This window comes from Humibacter soli, assembly GCF_054779035.1.
Window position 1 is genome coordinate 442,838 of record NZ_BAAGYX010000001.1, and the last position, 26,035, is coordinate 468,872.

Sequence of the window (26,035 nt, forward strand, 5' to 3'; positions counted from 1 at the left end):
GTGACCAGCCCTACTATGGCCGCATGACTTCTGAGGAGATCGCAGGCATCGTCGCCGAGCGACGAAAGGCGTTCGACGCCGGCATCACCAAGCCGCTTGCCTGGCGCAGGGCGCAGCTGACAGCCATCCGGCGCATGCTCACCCAGCACTCCGCCGACTTCGAGGCAGCGCTCGCGACCGACCTTCACCGCAATCCGACCGAGACGCAGCTCGCCGACATCAACGTCGTGCTCACCGAGGTGGCGCACGCCCTGGGCCACCTGAAGCGCTGGGCGGCACCGAAGAGGGTCGCCGTTCCGCTGGTGGCTCAACCGGCACGGGCATCCATCATCCGAGAGCCGCTCGGCGTCGTGCTGGTGATCTCGCCGTGGAACTACCCGGTGCAGCTGCTGCTCGGCCCCGTGGTGGCCGCGCTCGCCGCCGGCAACGCGGTCGTGATGAAGCCGAGTGAGCTCGCGGCCGCGACCTCGGCGCTGTTCGTGAGACTCGTGCCCGATTACCTGGATGCCCGCGCCGTCGCCGTCGTCGAGGGCGCCGTTCCGGAGACCACGGCACTGCTCGAGCAGCGGTTCGACCACATCTTCTACACCGGTGGATCCCGCGTCGGACGCATCGTCGCGGAGGCCGCCGCGAAGCACCTCACGCCGATCACGCTCGAGCTCGGTGGCAAGTCGCCGGTCTACGTCGACGACTCGGTCGACCTCAAGGCCACGGCGAAGCGCATCGCCTGGGGCAAGTACCTCAACGCCGGGCAGACGTGCGTTGCACCGGACTACCTGCTCACCACTCCCGAGGTCGCCCGTGAGCTGGTGCCGCTCATCGCCGAGTCGGTGCGTGAGCTGTACGGGGATGACCCGCAGGCATCCGCGGACTATGCCCGCATCGTGAGCCCCGGCCGATTCGAAGCGCTGAACTCGCTTCTGGCCGACGGTGAGATCGCCTCAGGCGGTCAGACGGATGCTGCAGACCGATACATCGCACCGACGGTGCTCACCGGGGTCGGCGACGACGCACGCATCATGCAGGAGGAGATCTTCGGGCCGATCCTGCCCGTGATCGAGGTCAGCGGTGCCGTCGAGGCCATCCGTCGCATCGCTGCCGGCGACAAGCCGCTGGCGCTCTACGTCTTCTCCGAGCGAGACGAGGTGCGGAAGGCCTTCCTGCGGGGAACCTCCTCCGGTGCCGTCGGGTTCAACGTGCCGGCGGTGCACCAGACCCTCATCGGGCTGCCCTTCGGTGGCGTGGGGGAGAGCGGCATGGGCCGCTACCGCGGCGAGGCGGGGTTCGTCACGTTCAGCAACGAGAAGGCGGTGCTCAGCAAGCCGCTGAAGCCCGAGTCGCTCTCGATGATCTTCCCGCCGTACACGGAGCGCACGGACTCGATGGCGCGCGGGCTGATCCGCAGGCTGTCCTAGGCGGCCGGAGCGCGCTCGGCTGGGCCTGTGCCCGTGCGATCGTCCGGAACCAGAGGTCTTGCACGTCGGTCCGATCGGTATCCAGCGAAGCGTGATCTCGCCCCCGTAGTGTCGATGGGGTGAGGCGTGACGAAGCGCCCCAGGAAGGCCCCAGGTCGTGACCACGACACGTGAGATCCCCGTTCAGCAACCCGATTCCGAGATGTCACCGCCCCCTGGATGGGATGACCGCGAGGGCGCCTTCCGCATCGAGACCGACTCGCTGGGGGAACATAGAATTCCCGCAGACGCTTACTGGGGCATCCACACCTTCCGGGCCTTGGAGAATTTCCCGATCGCTCACCGGCCCATCTCGGTCTACTCGACCTTCGTCGAGGCGCTGGCCATGGTGAAGCAGGCTGCGGCGAGGGCGAACGCCGAGATCGGCGTGCTCGAACCCCGAAAGGCGGAACTCATCGACCGCGCGTGCCAGGAGGTGCTCGACGGCAAGCTGCACGACCAGTTCGTGGTCGGCATCATTCAGGGCGGCGCTGGGACGTCGACCAACATGAACGCCAACGAGGTGATCGCGAACCGCGCCCTCGAGCTCGGCGGATTCGAGAAGGGCGACTACGCGCACCTGCACCCGATCGACGACGTCAACCGAAGCCAGAGCACGAACGACACGTATCCGACGGCGGTGAAGATCGCCCTGTCGCTTCTGCTGCGCTCGCTGCTCGACGAGCTCTGGGAGCTGCGCGAGGCGTTCTCCCGCAAGGGCGTCGAGTTCAAGAACGTGCTCAAGGTGGGCCGCACCCAGCTGCAGGATGCCGTTCCGATGACGCTCGGACAGGAGTTCCACGGCTTCGCCACCACGCTCGCCGAGGACTACGAACGGCTCAAGGAGACCATCTGGCTGTTGGCCGAGGTCAACCTCGGCGCGACGGCGATCGGAACCGGCATCACCGCCGACTCGAGGTATGCCGCGGCGGTCGTGCGCCACCTCAACATCATCTCCGGCCTCGAGCTCGAGACGGCGCCCGACCTGATCGAGTCCACGAGCGACGCCGGCGTGTTCATGTCGTTCAGCGGTGCGCTCAAGCGCAGCGCCGTCAAGCTGTCGAAGATCTGCAACGACCTCAGGCTGCTCTCCAGCGGACCCCAGGCGGGATTCGGCGAGATCACGCTCCCCCCGAGGCAGGCGGGTTCGAGCATCATGCCTGGAAAGGTGAACCCGGTCATCCCCGAGGTCGTGAACCAGGTCGCGTTCAGCATCATCGGGGCTGACGCAACAGTCACCGCGGCCGCCGAGGCAGGTCAGCTGCAGCTGAACGCGTTCGAACCCGTGATCGCGAACTTCCTGCTGCAGTCGATCACCTGGCTGAGGCAGGCGTGCCTGACGCTGAGGGTGAACTGCATCGACGGCATCACCGCGAACGAGCAGCGGCTGGAGACGATGGTCGGGTCATCCGTCGGCGTCATCACGGCGCTGACCCCGCACATCGGATACGCCGCCGCGGCAGCCCTCGCGAAGACCGCCCTGCTCACGGGACGCAACGTCGCCGACCTGGTCGTCGAGGCCAACCTCATGCCCAGGGACCAGGTCAGCAGGCTGCTCTCGCCAGCACGGCTCAGCGGGCTGGAGACCATCACGACGTCGATCCCCGTCGTACCGGACCACCACGGAAACCCCGACGCCCGCCTCTGAGCACTGGGCGCGAGGGTGGTGGCTCGGCGCGCGAGTGGTGGCTCGGAGCGTGGTGGTGGCTCGACGCCGCGCGTGGTGCGCGGCGTCGACAGAGCAGCGGAAGTCGTCGCCACTTGTTGTGGGTTCGCGGCGCCCGATTCAGCGCAAAGTGGCGATGACTTGGTGTGCGAAGGGGAGGGGAGCAGAGGCAGGCGCTAAATCACGCGGCAGTGGGTCGTGAGGGAGCCGATGCCCGAGCACGACACCGTCACGCGTGAGCCGTCGTGCAGGAACACCGGGGGAGTGCGCGAGTAGCCGGCGCCTCCCGGGCTGCCCGTGGAGATGAGCGTTCCCGGCTGGAGCGTCGTCGACGTGGACAGGAACGCGATCAGCTCCGCGACGGAGCGCACCATGCCTGAGGTGGAGGCATCCTGGAGCAGACGGCCGTCGACCGTCGTCGACAGCCAGAGGTCTTGCGGGTCGGCGATCTGGTCGGCCGTCACCACGACGGGCCCGGTCGGCGTGAACCCGTCGAACGACTTGCACCGCGACCACTGCGCTTCGGAGAACTGCAGGTTCCTGGCGGTGATGTCGTTCACGACGGTGTAGCCGAACACGTGGTCGAGCGCGTCGGCGACCTTCACGTTACGCGCGGGCTTGCCGATGATGACCCCGAGCTCGGCCTCGTAGTCGACCTCGTTCGAGAGCTCCTCTGGCCAGGTGGTCGTCGCCTCGTGCGCCGTGAGCGAGTTCGGCCAGAGCGCGAACACGGTCGCGGCCTTCTCCACCTTGAGAGCGAGCTCGGCGGAGTGCGCCGCATAATTCGCACCGATCGCGAGGATGACCGGGGGCCGCATCACCGCCGACGCGTGGCGCAGCTCGGAGACCTCATGCCACAGCTTTTCCCGATGCGCGGCCGCGACAGAAGCGGCCTCGATCGACGCCCTGATCTCTTCGCCCCGCTCGATGAGCTCCTGAAGATCGGCGGGAGCGTCGTCGATCAGCTCATCGACGAATGCCGCCCGCTCGTCGACGACGACGGCCAGACGCGCGTCCGACCCGCCGTTGGTGCCGAGGTGCGCCAGTTTCACGCTGAAAGGCTATCGTCTAGACCCTCGTGAACTGCACGCTGGACCGACGTGTACCGCGCAATAGGGTAGACGGGTGTCCATCGACGAAGAGCGTGCCGACGCATCCGAGGCGCGCGACTCCAGCGCCGACGACGCACGGCGCGCGGCCGCAGCGAAGGACGCCGCGATCGGAGAGGTGGACTGGTCGCAGCCGCCGGCCGGCACTGTCGTGGGACGCTTCGCCGCCCCGAGCGGCTCGCTCGCGACCTGGGCGATGGGCGACCCGGCGGACCCCCGCGTCGTGCTGGTTCCCGGCGTCACCGGGTCGAAGGAGGACTTCGCGCTGCTCGGCCCGATCCTCGTCGAGAACGGCTACAGCGTGCTGAGCTACGACCTTGCAGGGCAGTACGAGTCCGCCGGTGCCGGCCCCGGCCCGAGCGGTCACTACGACTACGACCTCTTCGTCGACGACCTGATCGCGGTGCTCGAGAGCGGGCCTCCCGCCCACGTGCTGGGCTACTCCTTCGCGGGGTCCGTAGCGCAGCTGGTCGCCGTTCGGCGTCCCGATCTGGTGCGAAGCCTCACGCTGCTCACCGCCCCACCGCTCGCCGGCCAGACGTTCCGCGGCGTGCGCATGATCGGCTGGATCAGTCACCTCACGACATCCCATCAGGGCGCCGGGCTGATGATCTGGGGCGTCGTCACCAACAAGAACAAGGTCGGGCCGACACGACTCGACTTCGTGCGCTCCCGCTTCGAGCTGACGAGTCGCAAGTCGGTGGATGACATCATCGGGCTGATGCGGCACACACCGGACGTGTCAGCAGAGCTCAAGGCAACCGGCATCCCCTCGCTCGTCGCGACAGGGGAGCACGACCTCTGGCCCGTCGAGCTGCACGCCCGGTTCGCCGAGCGGATCGGTGCCCAGCTCGCGGTGTACCGCACCGGACACAGCCCGTGCGAGACGGCGCCGTTCCAGCTGGCCGTCGACATGCTCGCCCTCTTCGCCAGGGCCGAGGGCTGAAGGCTCTCTCGCCGGTCAAGTAGAGCCCGCCTTCGCTGGTCGAGTAGCGAGTCGCGAAGCGGCACGCGTATCGAGACCTCCGCCATCCGTGGTGGGTCTCGATACGCGAGCCTGCGGCGCGCTATTCGAACAGTGGGGGAGCCGGCAGGGGACTGTCAGACGGTGCTCGGCGCGTCGCCCTCGTCGGCCGGATGCGACTCGAGGTACTCCTCACGCGCCGCACGGATGCGCCACGGAGACGACTCCGGCCAGTTCATGTGGAACGTGAGATAGGCCCAGCCGAGGCGGCGTCCGAATCCGCGCCACGACGAGAACGGACGTGCCGAGATGCCGACCCTCAGGGTCTCGTCGACGCGCACGACCACATCCGGCGGCATGTGCAGGCTGAGGTCGAGGTCGTCGTGCACCCTGCGGAGCGAGCGATGCACGACGTCGCGAACCCGAAGCCAGACATCCCGCCGCATCGCGAAGTTGGAGCCGAAGATCGGTCCGTTGTCGAGCCACAGCCCGCCGAACCAGAAGTAGCCGCCGATGTAGAGGTTCTCGCCGAGCCAGGTGATGAACGGGTTGCCGTCGTAGAACTCGCCGGGCCCGGTCAGGGCGCCGATCTCGGGAGACAGCGTGAACTCGGCCTCGATGTGGGCGATCCAGTCGGCCGGAGGGCGGGAGTCGGCATCCAGGCGGGCGATGATGTCGCCTGCGGCGGCGTCGTATCCCGCGGATGCAGCCGGGAAGATGCCCTGCACGGACTCGTGCACGACGGTGGCGTCGAACTCGCGTGCGACCTCGGCCGTGTCATCCGTGCTCGCGTTGTCGACGACGATGATCTCGTCGGCCGGCCTGATCTGACCACGGAGAGCATGCAGGCACTCCCTCAGCATCACCGCATCGTTGTAGGCAGGGATGACCACAGAGACGGTCGGCACGAGAACGGGCACTCCTCACCGGCGCGACGGGCCCGAGAGGCTCATCCACCGATGCTCGATCCTACGCGTATGATTCCCGTGCGACCGGCCACCCGGCCGACACCGGACGACACGATGAGGGAGTCGGATGCCTGGGCCGATCGATCGACTCGCCGCCGAGCTGGGTGACGCTTTCGTCGCGGCGCCCGACGCGCTGGAGGCCGCGAGAGCGGACCGGTCCGGGTGGGTCTCGCCGTCGGCTCCGCTCGGAATCGTGCGCGCCAGAGACGTCGACGACGTGCGCGCAGCGCTGCGGCTCGCCACGGAGCACCGCATCCCCGTTGTGCCCAAGGGCGCGGGCACCGGTCTCGCAGGCGGGTCGGCCGGCTCGGCGGGCGAGCTCGTCATCGACGTGTCGGGCATGAACCGCATTCTCGAGATCTCCCCTGAGGACGAGCTAGCGGTCGTGCAGCCCGGCGTCATCAACGACGACCTCGATCGCGCACTCGAGCCGTTCGGGCTCTGGTTCGCGCCGGATCCCGCCAGCAAGGCGATCGCGACCGTCGGCGGCAACATCGCGACGAACGCCGGCGGGCTGCTCTGCGCGAAGTACGGCGTCACACGGGAGGCGGTGCTCGGACTCGAGGTGGTCCTGGCAGACGGTCGCGTGATGCGCACCGGCCACCAAACGGTGAAAGGCGTCACCGGCTACGACCTCACGGCGTTGTTCGTCGGCTCGGAGGGCACGCTCGGCGTGATCGTCGAGGCGACAGTGCGGGCACTTCCTCGACCCTCGAACCCGCCGGCGACGGTGGTCGGACTGTTTCCCGGAGTGCACGAGGCCGCCTCGGCATCCTCCGCCATCACGGCCGCACGCCTCCGTCCAGCGCTCTGCGAACTGATCGACGCTGCAGCCCTCCAAGCCATAGCCGAGCACGAGCGGTCGATCTCGGACGGCGGTGTAGATGACGCACTCGATCTCGACGCGGGCGCATCGCTCATCGTGCAGTTCGACGACGCGGATGCCGCGACTCGCGCCGAGGCTGCGGCAGCACTCGTGCGCGATGCCGGCGGTCGTGCCACGGTGTCATCCGACCGGCAGGAATCCGAGCGCCTGCTCGCCCTGCGCCGCGCGTTCCACCCTTCGTTGATCGCCCTCGGCGAGGTGCTCATCGAAGACGTCGCCGTGCCGCGTTCGCGCCTTGCGGACATGTTCGACGAGATCGTGCGCATCGGGCACGAGTACGACGTGAGCATCCCGACGGTCGCGCACGCCGCAGACGGCAACCTGCACCCGAACTTCGTCTACGCGGGGGGAGAGGTGCCCGACGACGTCTGGCGCGCCGCAGACGACCTGTTCACGACGGCTCTTCGCTTGGGCGGAACGCTCACGGGCGAGCACGGTGTCGGCATCCTGAAACGACGCTGGCTGCGCGACGAGCTGGGTGACGACTCGTACGAGCTGCAGCGCGGCATCAAGGCCGTTTTCGACCCACTTGGCATCCTCAACCCGGGAAAGGTCTTCGGATGACGCCGAGGTTGCCGGTGCCGCAGTATCCGGCCGCGCCTCAGGTGATGCGCACGAAGACCAGCACTGTCGTCTGGACGATCATCGGGCTCATCCTGCTCACCCAACTGCTGGTCGTCGTGTTCGCCTACCTGGTGCTGGCCTTCGGGCCCGGTCTCGTGGTGATCAGCGCTGCGCTGGCGCTCGTGCCGCTGACCATCGTGCTGCTCACGGCGCTCTGGATCGACGCGTGGGAGCCCGAGCCGCTCGCCGCGAAGGCGTTCGCGTTCCTCTGGGGCGCTTCCGCGGCGATCACGATCGCGCTGCTGTTCGACGTCGGCCAGCGGGTCTTCACGCCCATTCCGGAGAGCTCGATCCTCTCGGCGATCGTGCGAGCGCCGACGGTCGAGGAGACCGCGAAGGGCGTCGGGCTGCTGATCCTGGTCTTCGCCGCACGGCGAACCTTCGACGGCCCGATCGACGGCATCGTGTACGCCGCGATCATCGCCGGTGGGTTCGCCTTCGTCGAGAACATCCAGTACTTCGGCACGGCGATCATGGGCGGAGCCGGTCAGGCCGCGATCGTGTTCGTGCTGCGATCCCTGTTCTCGCCGTTCGCCCACGTGCTTTTCACGTCGTGTACCGGGGTCGCCCTCGGACTTGCTGTTCGCAGGGGAGGAGTCGGGCGCATCCTCGGCGCGTTCGTCGCAGGCCTCGCGGTCGCGATCGTTCTGCACTCGGTGTGGAACTTCTCGAGCTACATCGGATTCTGGGGCGTGTACCTGGTGTTCGAGCTGCCGATCTTCGTCGGAGCGGTGATCGCCGTGGTGCTGCTGCGGGTGCGCGAGCAGCACCGAACGAGGGACAGGCTCGAGGACTACGGCAGAGCTGGATGGTTCACACCCGACGAAGTCGCCCTCTACGGAACCCGGCCAGGGCGACACAGGGTGCGAGCGTGGGCGCGTCAGCGAGGGGGCGACGCGCCGTTGATCGTGCGCTCGATGGTGCGCGACAGCACGCGACTGGCGATGGCGAGGCAGCGTGTGATCGACGGGTCAGCGGACATCGGCACCTGGAGCGAGGAGGCCGCCCTGCTGACGGAGATCACGGATTCACGCGCCAGGCTCTATCGCCTCGGATGACCGTTCCCGGACAAAACTCACCGCTCGGTGGTGCGGCACTGCCGGCAGCCGAATCCGAGCGGCGAGTTGGTACCTACCAAGGGTGCAACGGCCGCCGCTCGATTGCAAGCGTTTCGTGCGCCTCGCACTCGGCTTTGACGTTCAGGCACGCGTGCCCTTGGATGGAGGAATGAGCGAAACGCAGAAGTCCAAGCCGGAGATCGAAGCCCCTCAGGGACCGGCGCCCGAGGAGCTCGAGATCGTGGAGATCGTTGAGGGCGACGGCGCAGAGGCCACGCCGGGCGCGACGGTCGACGTGCACTACCTCGGAGTCGACTACGAATCGGGCGAAGAGTTCGACTCCTCCTGGAGCCGGGGCCAGTCGATCCAGTTCCCGCTCCAGGGGCTCATCCAGGGCTGGCAGGACGGCATCCCTGGCATGAAGGTCGGAGGACGTCGTCAGCTGACCATCCCGCCGCACCTTGCATACGGTCCGGCAGGCACCGGGCACCCGCTCGGCGGCAAGACCCTGATCTTCGTGATCGACCTGATCGACGTCAAGTAGTCCGGGCCACTCCGACGACTTTCCGATGGACCCGGGGCCTTAGGGCTCGGGGTGCATCGCGTCGTAGTGGCGGAAAGTGCGCTGCAGTCGCATCATCAGACTGACCGCCGCCATGATCACGAACCCGCCGAGCGCCGGCGGGAACCACAGCGCGACGAGCGCGGCGGCGACGCCGGCGTAGAGGTCGCCGACGCGGGGGCCGCCGGTCACCACAACGGTGAACACGCCCTGGATTCGGCCACGCATGGTGTCGGGCGTCGCAGACTGCAGGATCGTCTGACGGAAGATCGACGAGACATTGTCCGCAGCGCCCGCCCCGACGAGGATGACGCACGCGACCACGATCGCCGGAATGTTCGGATTCGCCGCGTTCGCCGACCCGAACCAGCCGGTCGCCAGCAGCCCGAGCTCGACTCCCAGCGCGAAGATGAAGGCACCGTAGACGACCACGGATCGTCCCACCGCGACGCCCTGCCTGCGGACGTGGCCCAGTGGGCCGGAGAACACGCTCGAGATCAGCGCCCCGATGGCGTAGGCCGCCGTCAGCGCACCGACGGTGACCGCACCGCCGCCGAGCAGAAGCGCTCCCGCCGCGGGGAAGAGCACGCGCGGCTGTCCGAACGTCATGGCGATGATGTCGATGATGAACGACATGCGCACGTTCGGCGCCCGCTTGAGGAACGACAGGCCTTCGACGAGGGATGCCCACCCGGGCTTCGCCGCGTCGCCCTCCGGCACGATAGGCGGCAGCGTCGCGATGCCCACGAACGCGAAGACGAAGAGCACGACGTCGACCGAGTAGGTCCACCCGAACCCGACGGCGGCGACCAGCACGCCGGCCAGTGCGGGACCGAGGGTGACCATCACGCCCGTTGCGATGCCGCCGAGAGCCGACGCCGCCGGCAGCAGCTCCTTGTCGAGCAGCCTCGGCTGGATCGCCATGCGCGTGCTGCTGATCACCGTTGCGGCAACGGAGTTGAGCGTCGCCAGCAGGTAGAGCAGCCACACGTTGTCCACCTGGAACCAGGCGAGCAGCGCGATGGCCACGGTCGAGCCCCAAGCGACGATCGCGGAGAGCAGCGCGATGAGCCTGCGATCGAAGACATCAGCGAGCATGCCGCCGTAGATTCCGAAGAACACCATGGGCAGCAGCGCGAAGAGCGCGACGCCCGAGACCGCGAGGGTCGAGTTCGTAAGGTCGTAGACCTGAAGGCCGATGGCCACGATGGTCATCTGGCCACCGATGCCCGAGACCGCGCCTCCGATCCAGAGGCGGGCGAATGCAGGGCTCCGCTTCAAGGGAGTGAGGTCGACGAAGACCGATCGTCTCTGAGGCGCGATGTCGCGCTCGGTATCGTCGTTCGGCACGGGATTCGACCGTAACACGCCGGCCCAGGATGCCTCCGCCACGTGCCGTAGGGTGGCCTGGTGACCAGCGCGCGTGAGGAACTCGATCGTCTTCTGGTCAGCGTTCCGGACTTCCCCGAGCCGGGCATCCTTTTCCGCGACCTCGCTCCCGTGTTCGCGGACGGCACGGCGTTCGCTTCGATCGTGGATGACCTGGCCGGCCATTTCTCCGGCGAATTCGACGCCGTTGCAGGTGTCGAGGCCCGCGGCTTCGTTCTCGCGGCCGCCGTCGCCTATGCGGCGAAGGTCGGTGTCCTGGTGATCCGCAAGGCGGGGAAGCTCCCGGGTGAAGTGCTGGCCGAGTCGTACGACCTCGAGTACGGCACGTCGAGCCTCGAGATCGAGCCGAACAGGCTGCCGGAGGGATCGCGGGTGCTGGTGCTCGACGATGTGCTCGCGACGGGTGGCACGCTTGCGGCATCCTCTCGCCTTCTCGTGCGCGCCGGGTACTCGGTCGCGGGATTCGGCGTGGTGCTCGAACTCGAAGACCTCGCCGGCAGGAACAGGCTGGGCGATACCCCGACGTACAGCATCGCCGCGCTCTAGCCCCGTGGGTTGAGGAGCACCACGAAGTGGCGCGCCCTCTCGTGGGTTGAGGAGCACCACGAAGTGGCGCGTCTCGAAACCCGCAAGCGCTGCGCGCGGCTCTAACCTGAGACCGTGAGTGCGAACGACGCGACGGTCATCGCCGCGAAGCAGACCGAGCCGGTCGTCGCCACGACGTGCGGCCTCGTGCGTGGGGTGCACGGCGGCGACGTGTACACGTTCAAGGGCATCCCGTACGCCGCTCCGCCCGTCGGTCCGCTGCGCTTCCGGGCGCCCCTGCCGCACGAGCCCTGGGAGGGTGTGCGCGACGCCACGACGTTCAGCCGCATCGCGCCGCAGCCGGTCATCGCTGTCGGCGGAGGCAAGCCCCGCGAGATGAGCGAGGACTGCCTCACGCTGAATATCTACACGCCGGAGCTCGGTGACGCGGGGCTGCCCGTCATGGTGTGGATCCACGGTGGCGCCTACCACCTCGGATCCTCAGCGGACCCGCTCTACGAGGGCTCCCAGCTCGCGTCGGGCGGTGCCGTCGTCGTCACCTTCAATTACCGCATCGGCCCGCTCGGCTACCTCGACCTCTCGTCGTACTCGACGGATGACGAGGTGTTCGAGAGCAACGTCGGACAGCGGGACCAGCTCGCGGTGCTCGCGTGGGTGCGCGACAACATCCGGAGTTTCGGCGGCGATCCGGACCGTGTCACCCTGTTCGGCGAGTCGTCTGGTGCGGGGGCGGTCACCACGATGATGGCGACGCCGAGCGCCGAAGGCCTCATGCACGGTGCCATCGCGCAGAGCTCGCCGGTCGGCAGCGTGTACACCCGGGAGACCGCGCGCCGCTCGGCCGAGCGGTTCCTGCAGCGGCTCGACATCACGGCCGACCAGGTTCATCGGCTGCGGCGCCTGCCGGCCGCAGCACTCATCGAGGCGTGCAACCGGCTGATCGTCGACACCAGTGCGACGGAGCCCGGCACGATCCCGGTGGCGCCGGTGGTCGACGGCGAGCTCGTGCCGGAGTATCCGCTGACCGCGATGGTGCGCGGCCAGGCGCTGCGCATCCCGTTGATGATCGGCTCGAACCGCGACGAGGCGATGCTGTTCCGCCTGCTCCGCTCGCCGATCGTGCCCAACACGTCCAAGGCCGTGCAGCTCATGGTCGAGCGGCTCGGAACGCCGGAGGCGCTCGCCGTGCCGTCCGGCTACCGCGGCTATCCGCGCCTGCGTCCCGCTCTCAGACTGTCGACGGATGCCGCGTTCCGCATGCCGACGGTGTGGGCGGCCTCCGCCCACAGCAGGTACGCGCCGACCTGGGCGTACGAGTTCGACTTCGCGCCGCCGCTGATCCGGATCGCAGGATTCGGGGCCATGCACGGCGCAGAGCTGCCTCACGTGTTCGGCACGCACGTGCCGAGGATCGTCGCGGCGGGAGCCGTGAGCGCGGGCCGACGCCTGACGGAGCGGATGCAGGCCCGTTGGCACTCGTTCGCCTCGATCGGCGATCCCAACCCGGTCGGCGTTACCCCGTTCTGGCCGCGGTACGACACCGACCAGCGCTCCACCTATGTCTTCGACGGCCGCGACCGCATCGTGCACGACCCCCACAGTGAGCTGCGACAGGTGTGGGGCGACGACATCATCGCGTTCCGCTGACCCGGTCGCCCGCGGGAACGGATGACCAGACATCCTCCCCGCGAAGCGCACCTCGCAGCAGTCGCCAGAGCTCGGGATGACCCAGCACGTGGAAATGCCCGGAGACCGGCAGCCGCACGTTGGCCTCGGCCCCTGGCAGCACGCTGCCCTCGAGGATGAGCGGGTCGAAGCTCGGAAAGATCGACACGATGCGATCGTTCGCCCGCCGGTCGGCGCCCAGGTCGAGCAGCGTCGCGTCTGATGGCGCGAAGATCCTGAGTGCGCTGTCCAGCATGCCCTGGGCGAAGGCGGAGCCGGAGAAGGGGGTGGCAATGGCGATCATCCTCGTGATGCGGGAACCCGTGTGCTCCCAGGTCATCAGCTGCTTGCCGACGAGGCCGCCCTTGCTGTGGGCGATGATCGTCACGTCGTCGAGGTCGTTCTGTTCGAGGTAGGCCGCTGCGACCTCAGCGGCGGTGAGCACGGGTGACCGGTTGAGCCCCAGCCTGCCGACGACGTGCACCGGCCTGCCGCAGGCGAGTCCGAGCGCGGCGAACGGGTCGAGGAAGTGCGGGTTCTCGTACACGCCCGGCAGGAGCAGCACGGGAGGCCCGTCGATGGCCCGACCCTTCTGGCGATGGATCCATCGCCTCGCCCGTGCGCCGAGGCCGAACCACTCGAGCAGAAAAGCGAAGTCGGGCAGTGCCGACGCGGCCGCACGGAGCACCGACTGTCCGTGAGCGCCGGCATCTTCCGAGGCGCCTGCCGGCTGCTCGCCGAGAGGGCGTTCGCTGTCGGATCGCTCGTCCGATTCCGCCTCTGACATGAGCCAACGCTAACGTTCCACCGATCACGGAACGTCACCCTCTCAGCGCTATAACGTGCGGGTAGTGTCGTTCGGGTACGTTGAACGACCTGGTCGGGCGGGTGTCGCGCGGCCGAGAGGAGATGAGATCTTGGCCACCACGAGAAGGACCGGTGCACGAGCGGGTTCGCCCAACGCCCAGTCGCCCGAGGTCCCGGCCGAGGCCGGTGCACCCGAAGCGAAGGAGCCGCTCTCTCAGCTGTTCTCGGATGGTCAGGACGATGTGGATGTCGCAGCAGGCGACACCGACGCGCAGGCCGCTTCTCCCTCCGCCTCCGACGTTCTCGCTCCCGACCCCTCGTCAGAGCCGAGGGCTGCTTCGGCCCCCGCTCCGGCCCCTCGGCCGCAGCCGCAGCCTCAGCAGCCGCTCACGGAGACCCAGCTCCTCAACGATCCGCTGCTGGGAACGCACGACGACATCATCGTCGACCTCGGGGTGAAGCTGCGCTGGGCGGCGGTCGGCTACGCGCTGCTCGGTGTCATCGCATCGTGGATCATCGCCGCTCAGGTCGCGATCGCGACGAAGGATGCCGGCGCGTTCGGATGGGCACTCGCCGCGACCATCCTCATCTTCGCCGGAGCCGTGTGGTATTTCGCCGACGTCTCGTCGCGCTTCGCCTCGGTGGCCGCCTACCGCAAGGCCAAGACGCCGCAGTCCGTCGCCCGTCTGAACCGCGGAGGGGTTGTGGGGCTCTACGGAGTGGTCGGCGCCTGGATCGGCGCGGCGCTCGGCGTTCTCGTGCTGGTGAGTGGGACCACGACCGCTGTGCTCACGATCGCGGCAGGTGCGAGCGGCTGGGCCTGGTTCTTCGGCGGCATCCCCGTCGTGCTGCTCTACCTCTTCGGTTTCGGGCTCATGCACTACCGCGTCATCGAGAAGGCGCGCGACGCCGTCGCCTGATGATAAGCTTCTTCGGTTGCCGTCAGAACGGCCGCGGATAAAGAGAGCCCAGGCATCAGGCCTGCGGCACCGCGCAACGAGAGGAAGGGGATCGAATCTATGGCACTCGATGCAGATGTCAAGAAGGCGATCATCGAAGAGTACGCAACCCACCCCGGTGACACCGGATCCCCGGAGGTTCAGGTCGCGATCCTGACCAAGCGGATCAAGGACCTCACCGAGCACCTCAAGGAGCACAAGCACGACCACCACTCACGTCGTGGTCTGCTGCTCCTCGTCGGGCAGCGTCGTCGTCTGCTGGGCTACCTGCAGGAGATCGACATCAACCGTTACCGCTCGCTGATCGAGCGCCTCGGTCTTCGTCGCTAGCATCTTCTGCTCGCCCATCGGGTGGCGAGTCCTCGTCTCACGGCGAACAAGGGCTCTTCGTTCGACAACGCGAACTTCTTGCGCAGAACGCCCCGTCACCTCGGTGACGGGGCGTTCTCGCGTTGAGGCCGCGCCAGCGCTCAGGCGTCGGCGCGCGCCAGTTCGGCGGCGATCTCCTTCGTGCCGCGATTCCACGGAGTTCCGTGACCCGGCAGCACCCACGTCGCGTCGACCGAGGCGAGCTTCGCGTGGGAGGCGCGCGCGACATCCGGATCGTCGGTGAACGGCGCGGGCAACGCGCCACGTGCGCCCGTCAGCACGTTTCGCGTCGTGAGGGCGTCCCCGACGAAGACGGCGTCGACCGACGGGACGGCGATCGCGATACTGCCGGCCGAGTGTCCCGGCAGCGCGACGATCCGCGGATGTCCTGGCAGATCGAGCACATCGCCGTCGTGCACCGGAACGACCTCCTTCAGGTAGGTGGTGCGCATTCCGCCCTTGCGGAGCGTGTACCAGAGAAAGCCCGTGATGGCTCCTACGCGCACCTTGCCCCACTCCGGATGCGTCGACTCCTCGCCGCGGGCACGGGCGGCATCGGCCTCACCGATGTAGACGGGGATGCCGTTGTCCCGCCGCAGTCGCTCTGCGTAGCCGATGTGGTCGCTGTCGCCGTGAGTGAGCACGACGCCTCGGATGTCCGAGACGGTGCGTCCCATCGTCGACAGTTCGCGCTGAAGGTCGGTGAACTGACCTGCGATGCCGGCGTCGATCAGCGTGACCCCGCTGTCGTCCTCCACGAGATAGGCGGCGACGATGTCGTTGCCGACGCGGTGCAGTCCGGGTGCGAGCTTCATGGCCGGAGTCCTTTCGATGGCGTATGGTGTTGATGGCTACGATAATTAGCCATGAAGGCTAATGTCAATAGCTATGGTGGCGAGATGGACGAAACCGCCGCCTGAGATCCTGGGGAGGGCGCCGTGCCTGCACCGAATCGAACGACGAACGACGAGATCATGGCCGCAGCCCGCGAATTGCTCGACGCAGGAGGCCTCGACGCCCTCACCATGCAGGCGGTGGCGACGAAGGTAGGAGTTCGCGCCCCCTCGCTGTACAAGCGGGTGCGGAGCCGCGAGCAACTCGTCGGCCTCGTCGTCGAGTCCGCGGTGATCGAGCTCGCCGAACGGCTCGACGCGGCGGTCGACGAGAGAGAGGCCGATCCCATCGACGCTCTCATCGCGCTCGCGGGGACCCTTCGCGAGTTCGCGCATCATCACCCGAACCGATTCCGGCTGGTGTTCGCGCCGCCGTCATCCGCGATGCGTCCCTCCGCCGACGCGCTCGCTCGATCGAGCGCCGCTGTGCTGCGCGTCTCCGAGCGGCTCGCCGGGGCAGAGGACGCTCTGGAGGCCGCGCGCACGGTCACCGCATGGGCGCTCGGGTTCCTCACCATGGAACTCTCGGGCTCGTTTCAGCTTGGCGGCGACCCGGCGACCGCGTACGAGTACGGCGCGAGAGCGATCGCCAGGGCCATCGACGCGCGAGCCCTGCTTCTCCGACCGGGCCAGCAGACGTAGTCTTGATGAGACGCGCGGCGACGGTGCCGTGCGGGCCGGCCAGCCACAAGCATCCGCCGGTCACGAACGTTTGAAGGCTGCGTACAACGATGCTCACCATCCGTCCAGGTACAGACACGTCCACCCGCCACGATCGGCTTTCGAGGCTGATCGCTTCAGACGGCGAACGGCTGCACGATCCCGATCTCGACCCGTGGGTCGCCGATGTGTTCGAGGAGCAGCTCCTCGCTCTGTATCAGGACATGGTGGTCGCCCGCCGCATCGATACCGAGGCGACCGCCCTGCAGCGACAGGGCCAGCTCGTGCTCTGGCCGCCGCTGATCGGCCAGGAGGCCGCCCAGATCGGTTCCGCACGTGCGCTGCGGCGTGACGACTTCGTCTTCTCCAGCTATCGCGAGAACGCGGTCGCCTACGTGCGCGGCGTCTCGATGACCGACATGGTTCGGGTGTGGCGCGCATCCCAGTTCTCCGGCTGGAACCCCTACGAGGTCGGGATGGCCACCCCGACCGTGATCATCGGCGCCCAGACGCTGCACGCGGTCGGCTACGCGATGGGCATCATGCGCGACGGCGACGACGCGGCAGCCATCGCCTACTTCGGCGACGGCGCGACGAGCGAGGGTGACACGAATGAGGCAATGGTGTTCGCCGCCGCGTACGGTGCGCCGGTCGTGTTCTTCTGCCAGAACAACCAGTACGCCATCTCGGAGCCGGTCGGCCTGCAGGCGCAGAAGCCCATCGCCGATCGGGCGCCCGGCTTCGGCATCCCGAGCCTGAGGGTCGACGGCAACGACGTGCTCGCGGTGCTGGCGGCCAGCCGCATGGCGCTCGACCACGCCCGCACGGGAGAGGGCCCGATGTTCATCGAGGCCGTCACGTACCGCATGGGCCCGCACACGACCTCCGACGACCCGACGCGCTACCGGAACAAGGACGAGGAGCAGACCTGGCGTCAGCTCGACCCCATCGAGCGCACGCGCAACCTGCTGCTTGCGGAGGGTGTGCTGACCGATGAACGTCAGGTCGCCGTGTCGGCGAAGGCCGACGCCATCGCCAAGGAACTGCGGGAAGGATGCCTGTCCTTGCGTCCCCGCGACCCGCTCACGATCTTCGACCAGGTCTATGCCGAGACGCCCCCGTCCCTGCAGAGGGAGCGCGACGCGTATGCGGCGTACCTGGCCTCGTTCGACGAGTCGCACGAGGAGGAGCAGCGATGACGGAGCTGACTCTCGCCAAGGCGATCACCACCGGCTTGGCCGATGCGATGGAGGCCGACGACCGCATCGTGATGCTCGGTGAAGACATCGGCAAGCTGGGCGGCGTGTTCCGCGTCACCGACGGGCTGCAACAGCGGTTCGGCACCGATCGTGTCGTCGATACGCCCTTGGCGGAGGCCGGCATCATCGGCACAGCCGTCGGTCTCGCCTACCGGGGCTTCCGACCGGTGTGCGAGCTGCAGTTCGACGGCTTCGTGTTCCCCGGGTTCGATCAGGTCGTCGCGCAGGTGGCGAAGATGCGCTATCGGACGCAGGGCGTCGTGAGCATGCCGATCACGATCCGGGTTCCGTTCGGCGGCGGAATCGGATCAGTGGAGCACCACTCCGAGTCGCCCGAGGCGTACTTCGCTCACACCCCCGGGCTGCGGGTGGTTGCGTGCTCCAGCCCTCAGGACGGGTACTCGATGATCAGGCAGGCGATCGAGTGCGACGACCCCGTCGTCTTCTTCGAGCCCAAGCGGCGCTACTGGTCGAAGGGCGAGGTCATCACCGACGTCGGGGCCGTTCCGCCGCTCGACAGCGCACGGGTCGTCGTTCCAGGCACGGATGTCACCCTCGTCACCTACGGCCCGCTGGTGCAGACCGCGGTGGACGCGGCCTTCGCCTCCGAGGACGACGGCGTGTCGATCGAGGTGCTCGACCTGCGCTCGCTCGCTCCGCTCGACGAGGACGCCATCGTCGCCTCGGTAGAGAAGACGGGACGCATCGTGATCGCCCATGAGGCGCAGCGCTTCGGCGGACTCGGTGCCGAGATCGCGGCGATGGTCACCGAGCGGTGTTTCGGCAGGCTCGAGGCCCCGCCGCTGAGGGTGACAGGGCACGACATCCCGTACCCGCCCTCCGAGCTCGAGGACCACTATCTGCCCGATCTCGACCGCGTGCTCGACGCGGTCGACCGCGTCATGGGGGTGCGGGTATGAGTGTCAAGGAGTTCGCGCTGCCCGACCTCGGCGAGGGGCTCACGGAGTCGGAGATCGTCGCGTGGAAGGTCGCGGTCGGCGACCGGGTCGAGCTGAACCAGATCATCGCGGAGGTGGAGACGGCGAAGGCGCTCGTCGAGGTGCCGTCGCCGTTCGAGGGCACGGTGCGTGAGTTGCACGCCGAGACGGGCGAGACGCTGGATGTCGGGGCGCCGCTCATCTCTTTCGACGTCGACGACTCGGCTCCGGCCGAGATGGCGCCCGTCGAGTCGGCGCCGGTCGAGACAGCGTTGAACGAGCCCACTCGGGACGCAGGAGTGGATATCGCGCCCAGCGTCGATGAGAGTGCACGAGTGCTCGAGCCGGCCCTCGCCGGTGGTATGGCTGCCGAGCCCGCGCCCGCGCAGGCATCAGGCGCCGCGGCGACGGAGGAGCGCCACGAGGTGCTCGTCGGCCGCGGCCCGAAGGAGCAGGGCACGCAGCGACCGCACCGCAGGCCGCGATCGGGACGGCTGCCGATGCCGCTCCAGAGTGAACGGTCGTCGCGAGTCGCTGCGGCGCCCAACGAGGAGAGCGAGTCGCGGGTGGCCGCGACGGGTGTGCGTCGCCGCACTGCTCAGGCGATGGTGCGCAGCGCCGCTGTTCCGCAGGTGACGGAGTTTCTCACCGTGGACGTCACGAGGGGCATCCGCCTGCTCGAACGCCTCGGCGCGTCGCCGGAGTTCCGCGGACGGCGAGTCACGGTGCTCACGCTCGCCGCCAAGGCGCTGTGCGTGGCGCTCGCAGCGACGCCAGAGGCCAACGCGCACTGGGACGACGCGACCGACGAGATCGTCACTCCGCCTGGAGTGAACCTCGGGATCGCGGTCGCGACCGATCGCGGCCTGGTCGTGCCGAACGTCCGGGGCGCCGAAAAGCTGAGGATGCCCGACCTCGCTGACTCCATCGGCTCGCTCGTCGAGCGTGCCCGCACGGGTCGCGCGACCCCGGCCGAGCTCACGGGCGGCACCGTCACGATCACCAACGTCGGCGTGTTCGGGGTGGATGCCGGTACACCGCTGTTGAACCCGGGGGAGACGGCGATCCTCGCGCTCGGAGCGGTGAGCCGACGGCCGTGGGAGCACAAGAACCAGGTGCGACTGCGCCAGGTGATGACGCTGAGCCTCACGTTCGACCACCGGGTGATCGATGGCGAGCAGGGCTCCCGCCTCCTCCGCGACGTGGGTCGCATCCTCGCCGACCCGGCCACCGCACTCGCCTTCGCCGGTTGAGCAGCGCCCTTCTACTCCGCTGGTTGAGGAGCACCGCGGAGCGGCGCGTCTCGAAACCCGCCCTCCTCATGCGACAGGTTTCGAGACGCGCGCGGCTGCGCCGCGTGCTCCTCAACCCACGGAGTGACGCGCGCGGCTGCGCCGCGTGCTCCTCAACCCCCGGGAGACGCACGGCGGTGCCGTGCTTCTCAGCCGGCGGTGGCGGAGGTCGGGGTGCCGGGCAACAGGCAGGCCATCGCCATCTCGTGCAGCAGACGCCCGACCGTCGCCAGCGGCGGCCGGCTCGACGTGTGGGTGCGGCTGGAGTGCGGTGTGGAGTTGATCAAGCCGAACACGGCGTGCGCGCGAACACGCAGCGACCGGCGGTCCTCGTCGCGCAGCTTCGAGAGCACGTCGACCCAGAGCTCGACGTAGGTTCGCTGCAGTTCGCGTACCCGCGCGGCGTCCGCAGCAGAGAGGCTGTCGAGGTCGCGGTCCTGTGCGCGAATGACGTCGGGCTCGCCGAGCGCGAAGTCGACGTGGAAGGCGACGAGCGCCTCGAGCGCTTCCTGCGGGGTGGCCGCATCGGCCACGCACGCGCGTCCGCCGCTGAGCAGACCCTCGCTGACGCCGATGAGCAGTGCGGCGAGCACCGCCTGCTTGCCGCTGAAGTGACGATAGACGGCGGGCCCGCTGACTCCGGCCGCCGCGCCGAGGTCTTCGATGGAGACACCGGCGAAGCCGCGCTCGGCGAACAGCCGGGCTGCAGCGCTCAGCAGCGCCTCGCGCCGCGTCGCCTTCGCCTTGCTCCGCCGAGTCTCGGACTGCGTCTCCGTAGCCTGCGTCATCCCTCGACTCTAGACACTTCGGTTAATGATCGCTAACATTGATTTCGGTTAGGAAGTGCTAACCGAAGCGCAGGGGCTCCGGTCGAAACGGCCGGAGCTTCGCGCGGACAGGCGGCGCGCCGAACACCATGGGCGGCTGCCGACGATGCACGCGAGGAGGCGGCCACGAGCCAGGTACTGAGCGACAGCCAGGCATCGGGCGATGCAGGCATCGCGCCGTCGTCCCTCGCGACCCAGCACGATCTGGTCGCCGAACTGCACAGCAAGCTCGCCGCCGCGGCGCAGGGTGGCCCCGCGGAATCGAGGGCACGACACGTCGCCCGAGGCAAGCTGCTTCCGCGCGAGCGGGTGGAGCGGCTTCTCGACGTGGGGAGCCCCTTCCTCGAACTGGCCCCGTTGGCGGCATCGGGCCTCTACGACGACGAGTGCCCGGCGGCCGGCGTCATCGCAGGCATCGGCCTCGTGCACGGCAGGCACGTGATGGTCGTCTGCAACGACGCGACGGTCAAGGGCGGCACCTACTTTCCGATGACGGTCAAGAAGCACCTGCGTGCCCAGGAGGTCGCCCTCGAGAATCGACTGCCGTGCGTCTACCTGGTCGACTCCGGCGGCGCGTACCTTCCCATGCAGGACGAGGTGTTCCCCGACCGCGACCACTTCGGCCGCATCTTCTTCAACCAGGCGCAGCTCTCGGCCGCCGGCGTGCCCCAGCTGGCCGCCGTTCTCGGGTCGTGCACGGCGGGTGGCGCCTACGTGCCGGCGATGAGCGACGAGAACGTGATCGTTCGCGGCCAGGGCACGATCTTCCTCGGCGGGCCGCCGCTCGTGAAGGCGGCGATCGGCGAAGAGGTGACGGCGGAGGAGCTCGGCGGCGGCGACGTGCACTCCAGAGTGTCCGGCGTGACGGACCATCTCGCCGACGACGACGAGGACGCGCTTCGCATGGTGCGCGAGATCGTGGCGACGCTGCCGGGGCCGAGCGGGCCCGCCTGGCGGGTTGAACCCAGTCGTCCGCCGGCGAAAGATCCGTCATCCCTGCTCGACGTCGTTCCCGTCGACCTGCAGACCGCATACGACGTGCACGAGGTGATCGATCGGCTCGTCGACGCTGACACATTCACGGAGTTCAAGCGCGAGTACGGCACGACCCTCGTCACCGGGTTCGCGCGGCTGCACGGGCATCCGGTCGGCATCGTCGCGAACAACGGCGTGCTGTTCAGCGAGTCGGCGCTCAAGGGTGCGCACTTCATCGAGCTGTGCGACGCGCGAGGCATCCCGCTGCTGTTCCTGCAGAACATCTCCGGCTTCATGGTCGGAAGGGATGCCGAGGCGGGCGGCATCGCCAAGCACGGCGCGAAGATGGTGACCGCCGTCTCGACCACCAGGGTGCCGAAGCTCACGGTCGTGATCGGCGGCTCGTTCGGCGCCGGCAACTACTCCATGTGCGGGCGCGCGTACTCGCCCCGCTTCCTCTGGATGTGGCCGGGCGCGCGGGTCTCCGTGATGGGCGGACGTCAGGCGGCGTCCGTGCTCTCGACAGTGCGCCGCGACTCGATGGAGAAGCGCGGCGAAAGCTGGAGCGCAGAGGATGAGCGGGCATTCGCCGAGCCGATCGTGCAGCGCTACGAGGAGCAGGGGAGTCCCTACTACTCGACGGCGCGACTGTGGGATGACGGCGTCATCGACCCAGCGCAGACCCGCACAGTTCTCGGGCTCGCCCTCGACGTCGTCTCACGAGCCCCGCTTCCCCCCGCCGGCGAGCCGCGCTTCGGCGTCTTCAGGATGTGACGCGATGACGACGACCCGATCCCCTTTCGACACCACCCCTTTCGACACCGTGCTCGTGGCCAACCGCGGCGAGATCGCCAGGCGCGTCATCCGCACCCTGCGCGCCATGGGCATCCGTTCCGTCGCCGTCTACAGCGACGCGGACGCCGACGCAGCCCACGTGCGCGAGGCCGACGTCGCCTGTCGCATCGGGCCGGCGGCGGCTGCGCTCAGCTACCTCGACGTCGAGGCCGTGATCGACGCCGCTCGTCGTACGGGCGCGCAGGCCGTGCATCCCGGCTACGGGTTCCTCTCCGAGAACGCCGACTTCGCGCGGGCCTGCGAGCTGGCAGGCATCGTCTTCATCGGCCCGCCTGCCGACGCGATCGAAGCGATGGGCGACAAGGTGCGCGCCAAACAGCTCGTCTCGGGCAACGGCGTGCCCGTGACACCGGGGGTCGACGACCGGTCGCTCGACGACGAGAGCCTTGCCGCAGCTGCCGAGCGGCTCGGCCTGCCCGTGCTCGTCAAACCGTCGGCGGGCGGGGGCGGCATGGGCATGGTCGAGGTGTACGAGGCAGCGGAGCTCCCGGCGGCGCTGCGCACAGCGAGGCGGGTGGCGCTCGCCGCGTTCGGCGACGACGCGCTGTTCGTCGAGCGGCTGGTCGCGACGCCGCGGCACATCGAGGTGCAGGTGCTCGCCGATACTCACGGCACGGTCATCCATCTCGGTGAGCGCGAGTGCTCGCTGCAACGCAGGCACCAGAAGGTCATCGAGGAGGCGCCGTCTCCCCTCGTCGATGCCGCGCTACGCGGCCGGTTGGGCGCAGCGGCGTGCGAGGCGGCTCGCAGTGTCGGCTACGTCGGCGCAGGGACCGTCGAATTCCTCGTCTCGGCGGATGACCCCGGCACGTTCTTCTTCATGGAGATGAACACCCGACTTCAGGTGGAGCACCCCGTGACGGAGCTTGTCGCGACGGTGCACGGCACACGGGGGATCGACCTCGTCGAGCAGCAGGTGCGCATCGCGGCAGGCGAGCCGCTGGCCTTCGCGCAGGACGACGTCTCGCTGGCCGGACACGCCATCGAAGCCCGTGTCTACGCGGAAGACGTGCCGCGCGGATTCCTTCCGGCCACGGGGAGAGTGCTCACCCTGCACGAGCCGAGCGGTGACGGCATCCGCGTCGATTCCGCCCTGACGACAGGCGCGCAGGTGACCGACGCCTACGACCCGATGCTCGCCAAGGTGATCGCCTGGGCCCCCGACCGCGACATCGCGCTCGAGCGGCTCTCCCACGCTCTTCGCGACACGGCGGTGCTGGGAGTTGCGACCAACGTGGAGTTCCTGTCCGGCCTCGTCGATGACGTCGAAGTTCGTGCAGGTCGCCTCGACACCGGCCTCATCGCCCGCTTCATCGACGACACCCCGCGGCGCGAGACGCCGCAGGCCGCCCTCGTCGCGGCCGCCCTCCTCGTCCACGACGAGGCATGGGCGGCGGGCACGGATGCCCCGTGGTCGCGCCCCACCGGGTGGCGACTCTCCGGCAACGAGCCTGCCCGATACCGCTTCGCGACCGACACGGGTTCCGATGCGGTCGAGGTGTCCGTGCTCGGCGACCCGAGACTCGCAACAGTGCGTGTGGCCGAGGCCGCCCCCGTCTCCGCCCGACTGCTCGATCGCACGGCCGACCGGATGCTCGTGGAGCTCGACGGAACCGCTCGCAGCATGCGCACGGCTGGCTCCGCAGACCGGGTGTGGCTCTTCTCCGACGGGGAGACGTGGGCGCTGCGGTCGCTGCAACTCGCGCGAGCGGCCGGTGAGCGCGGCGTAGGAGCTCAGACATCCGAGAGCGCGACAGACCCCCGCATCGTCGCTCCGATGCCGGGGACCGTCGTCGCGGTCGAGGCATCGGACGGCGAGGTGGTCGAGCAGGGTGCAGGCATCCTCGTGATCGAAGCCATGAAGATGGAGCACCGTCTCACGGCACGCAGCAGGGGCATCCTGCACCTGAGCCTCGCACCGGGAGACAAGGTCGGAACCGACCAGATCGTCGCGGTCGTCGAGCCGCTCGACGACGGTCCCGATCTCACCCAGCTCTCCGCCCCCACAAGGGGCGGGAACACGACGGCCGACGACGGCCGGACCATTCCACCAGGAACCATCCTCACGACGGAAGGACCATCATGATCGAGACCGATTCGGCGCCCGCCGCCCAGGCGGTGCGCAACGCCCTCGGCGACGACCCGCGACTCACCGACGAGCACCGCGCGCTACGACGAAAGGTGCGCGAGTTCGCCGACCACGTCGTCGCGCCGCAGGCTTACCACTACGACACCCAGCGCACGCTGCCGATGTCGATCATCGCGCAGATGGGCCAGCTGGGCTTGTTCGCTCTGCCGTTCCCCGTCGAGTACGGCGGGGGAGGCCGTGACTACCTCTCACTGTGCATCGCCGTCGAGGAGCTCGCCCGAGTCGACCAGTCGATCGCTGTCACGCTCGAGGCGGGCATCGGACTCGGCGTGATGCCGATCTTCCGCTACGGCACGCAGGAGCAGAAGAGCCGCTGGATGCCCGACCTGGTCGCCGGACGCGCGCTCGCCGGATTCGGCCTCACCGAGGCGGACGCCGGCTCGGACGCAGGTGGCACCCAGACCACGGCGAGGCAAGATGGCGACGACTGGGTGATCGACGGCACGAAGCAGTTCATCACGAACTCCGGCACCCCGATCACCTCCGTCGTGACGATCACCGCCGTCACAGGCGAGAAGCGTCGTGCTGACGGCAGCGTCGGCAAGGAGCTCACGAGCTTCATCGTGCCGACCGGAACACCGGGTTTCACCGTGCTTCCCGGCTACGACAAGGTCGGCTGGCACACCTCAGACACGCATCCGCTCGTGCTGCGCGGCGTTCGGGTGCCGAAGGAGAACCTGCTGGGCGAGCGTGGCCGCGGCTACGCCAACTTCCTGTCCATCCTCGACGAGGGCAGGGTGGCGTTCGCCGCCCTGTGCACGGGCGCCGCCCAGGGATGCCTGGAGCAGGCCGTCGAGCACGCCAAGAACCGCGTCGTGTTCGGCCGCCCGATCGGCGACAACCAGCACATCGCTTTCACGCTCGCCCGCATGCAGGCACGGGCGCAGACCGCGCGGCTCGCCTACTACGACGCCGCGTTCAAGATGGCAGCAGGCATACCGTTCAAGACCGAGGCGTCCATCGCCAAGCTCGTCGGATCCGAGGCCGCGATGGCCAACGCCCACGACGCGTCCCAGATCATGGGCGGCTACGGCTTCCTCAACGAGAACGCGGTGGCGCGGCACTACCGCGACGCCAAGATCCTCGAGATCGGGGAGGGCACGACCGAGGTGCAGCTGATGATCATCGCTCGTTCCCTCGGTCTGGAGCAGTAGGGGAGAC

Annotated in this window: 23 protein-coding genes; 17 read left to right on the top strand and 6 right to left on the bottom strand. The window is 68.6% G+C overall.

Annotated elements, in window-relative coordinates; translation table 11 throughout:
- Window positions 1–23 precede the first annotated feature (23 nt).
- Together ACYVDN_RS01980 and ACYVDN_RS01985 are read left to right on the top strand one after the other, a co-directional pair.
- On the top strand, window positions 24–1,415 hold the full coding sequence (locus tag ACYVDN_RS01980; RefSeq protein ID WP_460567927.1) for an aldehyde dehydrogenase family protein: 1,392 nt from the start codon (window positions 24–26) through the stop codon (window positions 1,413–1,415).
- 202 nt (window positions 1,416–1,617) lie between these two features.
- Window positions 1,618–3,102 carry an aspartate ammonia-lyase gene (locus ACYVDN_RS01985; RefSeq protein ID WP_460572196.1) on the top strand — a complete coding sequence of 495 codons (1,485 nt, stop codon included), beginning with the start codon at window positions 1,618–1,620 and terminating at the stop codon, window positions 3,100–3,102.
- Between the two features lie 194 nt (window positions 3,103–3,296).
- Here the strand turns inward: ACYVDN_RS01985 and ACYVDN_RS01990 are convergent, their stop codons facing one another.
- Window positions 3,297–4,172, bottom strand: a complete 876-nt coding sequence (locus ACYVDN_RS01990; RefSeq protein WP_460567929.1) for a fumarylacetoacetate hydrolase family protein — start codon at window positions 4,170–4,172, stop codon at window positions 3,297–3,299.
- 73 nt (window positions 4,173–4,245) lie between these two features.
- Between ACYVDN_RS01990 and ACYVDN_RS01995 the strand changes: the two genes are divergently transcribed.
- A complete protein-coding gene (locus tag ACYVDN_RS01995) occupies window positions 4,246–5,175 on the top strand; it encodes an alpha/beta fold hydrolase (protein ID WP_460567931.1) in 930 nt (309 codons plus the stop codon).
- 155 nt (window positions 5,176–5,330) lie between these two features.
- Here ACYVDN_RS01995 and ACYVDN_RS02000 read toward each other — a convergent pair whose 3' ends face one another.
- Window positions 5,331–6,101: a glycosyltransferase family 2 protein gene (locus ACYVDN_RS02000; protein WP_460567933.1), complete on the bottom strand. Its 771-nt coding sequence runs from the start codon at window positions 6,099–6,101 to the stop codon at window positions 5,331–5,333.
- Between the two features lie 127 nt (window positions 6,102–6,228).
- Here ACYVDN_RS02000 and ACYVDN_RS02005 point away from each other — a divergent pair, with 127 nt between their 5' ends.
- The 3 genes from ACYVDN_RS02005 (at window position 6,229) to ACYVDN_RS02015 (ending at window position 9,273) form a co-directional block, all read left to right on the top strand.
- On the top strand, window positions 6,229–7,611 hold the full coding sequence (locus ACYVDN_RS02005; protein WP_460567935.1) for an FAD-binding oxidoreductase: 1,383 nt from the start codon (window positions 6,229–6,231) through the stop codon (window positions 7,609–7,611).
- Entirely contained in the window at window positions 7,608–8,729 is a 1,122-nt protein-coding gene (locus tag ACYVDN_RS02010; RefSeq protein WP_460567937.1) for a PrsW family intramembrane metalloprotease, read from the top strand. Before ACYVDN_RS02005 ends, ACYVDN_RS02010 begins: the two co-directional genes overlap by 4 nt.
- Window positions 8,730–8,898: 169 nt before the next feature.
- Window positions 8,899–9,273 carry an FKBP-type peptidyl-prolyl cis-trans isomerase gene (locus tag ACYVDN_RS02015; RefSeq protein ID WP_460567939.1) on the top strand — a complete coding sequence of 125 codons (375 nt, stop codon included), beginning with the start codon at window positions 8,899–8,901 and terminating at the stop codon, window positions 9,271–9,273.
- 39 nt (window positions 9,274–9,312) lie between these two features.
- Here ACYVDN_RS02015 and ACYVDN_RS02020 read toward each other — a convergent pair whose 3' ends face one another.
- Window positions 9,313–10,641: an MFS transporter gene (locus ACYVDN_RS02020; RefSeq protein ID WP_460567941.1), complete on the bottom strand. Its 1,329-nt coding sequence runs from the start codon at window positions 10,639–10,641 to the stop codon at window positions 9,313–9,315.
- Window positions 10,642–10,698: 57 nt separating this feature from the next.
- Here ACYVDN_RS02020 and ACYVDN_RS02025 point away from each other — a divergent pair, with 57 nt between their 5' ends.
- Together ACYVDN_RS02025 and ACYVDN_RS02030 are read left to right on the top strand one after the other, a co-directional pair.
- Window positions 10,699–11,226 carry an adenine phosphoribosyltransferase gene (locus tag ACYVDN_RS02025; RefSeq protein WP_460572198.1) on the top strand — a complete coding sequence of 176 codons (528 nt, stop codon included), beginning with the start codon at window positions 10,699–10,701 and terminating at the stop codon, window positions 11,224–11,226.
- Between the two features lie 114 nt (window positions 11,227–11,340).
- Window positions 11,341–12,873 (top strand): carboxylesterase/lipase family protein, encoded by a 1,533-nt coding sequence (locus ACYVDN_RS02030; RefSeq protein ID WP_460567943.1) that lies wholly within the window; start codon window positions 11,341–11,343, stop codon window positions 12,871–12,873.
- Here the strand turns inward: ACYVDN_RS02030 and ACYVDN_RS02035 are convergent.
- On the bottom strand, window positions 12,857–13,678 hold the full coding sequence (locus ACYVDN_RS02035) for an esterase/lipase family protein (RefSeq protein ID WP_460567945.1): 822 nt from the start codon (window positions 13,676–13,678) through the stop codon (window positions 12,857–12,859). The genes ACYVDN_RS02030 and ACYVDN_RS02035 overlap by 17 nt on opposite strands.
- 130 nt (window positions 13,679–13,808) lie before the next feature.
- Between ACYVDN_RS02035 and ACYVDN_RS02040 the strand changes: the two genes are divergently transcribed.
- Window positions 13,809–14,618 carry a hypothetical protein gene (locus tag ACYVDN_RS02040; RefSeq protein WP_460567947.1) on the top strand — a complete coding sequence of 270 codons (810 nt, stop codon included), beginning with the start codon at window positions 13,809–13,811 and terminating at the stop codon, window positions 14,616–14,618.
- 99 nt (window positions 14,619–14,717) lie between these two features.
- Window positions 14,718–14,987, top strand: a complete 270-nt coding sequence (gene rpsO / locus ACYVDN_RS02045) for a 30S ribosomal protein S15 (RefSeq protein ID WP_146317451.1) — start codon at window positions 14,718–14,720, stop codon at window positions 14,985–14,987.
- A gap of 140 nt (window positions 14,988–15,127) precedes the next feature.
- Here the strand turns inward: rpsO and ACYVDN_RS02050 are convergent, their stop codons facing one another.
- Window positions 15,128–15,841, bottom strand: coding sequence for an MBL fold metallo-hydrolase (locus tag ACYVDN_RS02050; protein ID WP_460567949.1), 714 nt, complete (start codon window positions 15,839–15,841; stop codon window positions 15,128–15,130).
- Window positions 15,842–15,964: 123 nt separating this feature from the next.
- On the opposite strand from ACYVDN_RS02050, the gene ACYVDN_RS02055 reads away from it, so the two are divergent.
- From ACYVDN_RS02055 to ACYVDN_RS02070, 4 genes are all read left to right on the top strand, one after another.
- Window positions 15,965–16,561, top strand: a complete 597-nt coding sequence (locus ACYVDN_RS02055) for a TetR/AcrR family transcriptional regulator (RefSeq protein ID WP_460567951.1) — start codon at window positions 15,965–15,967, stop codon at window positions 16,559–16,561.
- Window positions 16,562–16,650: 89 nt separating this feature from the next.
- Complete coding sequence (gene pdhA / locus ACYVDN_RS02060; RefSeq protein ID WP_460567953.1) at window positions 16,651–17,778, top strand: thiamine pyrophosphate-dependent dehydrogenase E1 component subunit alpha; 1,128 nt, start codon at window positions 16,651–16,653, stop codon at window positions 17,776–17,778.
- Window positions 17,775–18,758, top strand: coding sequence for an alpha-ketoacid dehydrogenase subunit beta (locus tag ACYVDN_RS02065; RefSeq protein WP_460567955.1), 984 nt, complete (start codon window positions 17,775–17,777; stop codon window positions 18,756–18,758). The genes pdhA and ACYVDN_RS02065 overlap by 4 nt, the downstream gene beginning before the upstream one ends.
- Window positions 18,755–20,029: a dihydrolipoamide acetyltransferase family protein gene (locus tag ACYVDN_RS02070; RefSeq protein ID WP_460567957.1), complete on the top strand. Its 1,275-nt coding sequence runs from the start codon at window positions 18,755–18,757 to the stop codon at window positions 20,027–20,029. The genes ACYVDN_RS02065 and ACYVDN_RS02070 overlap by 4 nt, the downstream gene beginning before the upstream one ends.
- A 188-nt stretch (window positions 20,030–20,217) precedes the next feature.
- On the opposite strand, the gene ACYVDN_RS02075 is transcribed toward ACYVDN_RS02070, so the two are convergent.
- Entirely contained in the window at window positions 20,218–20,856 is a 639-nt protein-coding gene (locus ACYVDN_RS02075; RefSeq protein ID WP_460567959.1) for a TetR/AcrR family transcriptional regulator, read from the bottom strand.
- A gap of 210 nt (window positions 20,857–21,066) precedes the next feature.
- On the opposite strand from ACYVDN_RS02075, the gene ACYVDN_RS02080 reads away from it, so the two are divergent.
- From ACYVDN_RS02080 to ACYVDN_RS02090, 3 genes are read left to right on the top strand one after another with little or no spacing between them, the layout of a single operon-like run.
- A complete protein-coding gene (locus ACYVDN_RS02080; protein WP_460572200.1) occupies window positions 21,067–22,644 on the top strand; it encodes a carboxyl transferase domain-containing protein in 1,578 nt (525 codons plus the stop codon).
- A gap of 4 nt (window positions 22,645–22,648) precedes the next feature.
- Window positions 22,649–24,811 (top strand): acetyl/propionyl/methylcrotonyl-CoA carboxylase subunit alpha, encoded by a 2,163-nt coding sequence (locus ACYVDN_RS02085; protein WP_460567961.1) that lies wholly within the window; start codon window positions 22,649–22,651, stop codon window positions 24,809–24,811.
- Window positions 24,808–26,028, top strand: coding sequence for an acyl-CoA dehydrogenase family protein (locus tag ACYVDN_RS02090; RefSeq protein ID WP_460567963.1), 1,221 nt, complete (start codon window positions 24,808–24,810; stop codon window positions 26,026–26,028). Before ACYVDN_RS02085 ends, ACYVDN_RS02090 begins: the two co-directional genes overlap by 4 nt.
- Window positions 26,029–26,035: the final 7 nt, after the last annotated feature.

Bases quoted from the DNA above. Each gene is read 5' to 3' on its own strand.
- ACYVDN_RS01980 (WP_460567927.1), top strand. From the start codon at position 24: ATGACTTCTGAGGAGATCGCAGGCATCGTCGCCGAGCGACGAAAGGCG.
- ACYVDN_RS01985 (WP_460572196.1), top strand. From the start codon at position 1,618: ATGTCACCGCCCCCTGGATGGGATGACCGCGAGGGCGCCTTCCGCATC.
- ACYVDN_RS02005 (WP_460567935.1), top strand. From the start codon at position 6,229: ATGCCTGGGCCGATCGATCGACTCGCCGCCGAGCTGGGTGACGCTTTC.
- ACYVDN_RS02010 (WP_460567937.1), top strand. From the start codon at position 7,608: ATGACGCCGAGGTTGCCGGTGCCGCAGTATCCGGCCGCGCCTCAGGTG.
- ACYVDN_RS02015 (WP_460567939.1), top strand. From the start codon at position 8,899: ATGAGCGAAACGCAGAAGTCCAAGCCGGAGATCGAAGCCCCTCAGGGA.
- ACYVDN_RS02035 (WP_460567945.1), bottom strand. From the start codon at position 13,678: ATGTCAGAGGCGGAATCGGACGAGCGATCCGACAGCGAACGCCCTCTC.
- rpsO (WP_146317451.1), top strand. From the start codon at position 14,718: ATGGCACTCGATGCAGATGTCAAGAAGGCGATCATCGAAGAGTACGCA.
- ACYVDN_RS02050 (WP_460567949.1), bottom strand. From the start codon at position 15,841: ATGAAGCTCGCACCCGGACTGCACCGCGTCGGCAACGACATCGTCGCC.
- pdhA (WP_460567953.1), top strand. From the start codon at position 16,651: ATGCTCACCATCCGTCCAGGTACAGACACGTCCACCCGCCACGATCGG.
- ACYVDN_RS02065 (WP_460567955.1), top strand. From the start codon at position 17,775: ATGACGGAGCTGACTCTCGCCAAGGCGATCACCACCGGCTTGGCCGAT.
- ACYVDN_RS02070 (WP_460567957.1), top strand. From the start codon at position 18,755: ATGAGTGTCAAGGAGTTCGCGCTGCCCGACCTCGGCGAGGGGCTCACG.
- ACYVDN_RS02075 (WP_460567959.1), bottom strand. From the start codon at position 20,856: ATGACGCAGGCTACGGAGACGCAGTCCGAGACTCGGCGGAGCAAGGCG.
- ACYVDN_RS02085 (WP_460567961.1), top strand. From the start codon at position 22,649: ATGACGACGACCCGATCCCCTTTCGACACCACCCCTTTCGACACCGTG.
- ACYVDN_RS02090 (WP_460567963.1), top strand. From the start codon at position 24,808: ATGATCGAGACCGATTCGGCGCCCGCCGCCCAGGCGGTGCGCAACGCC.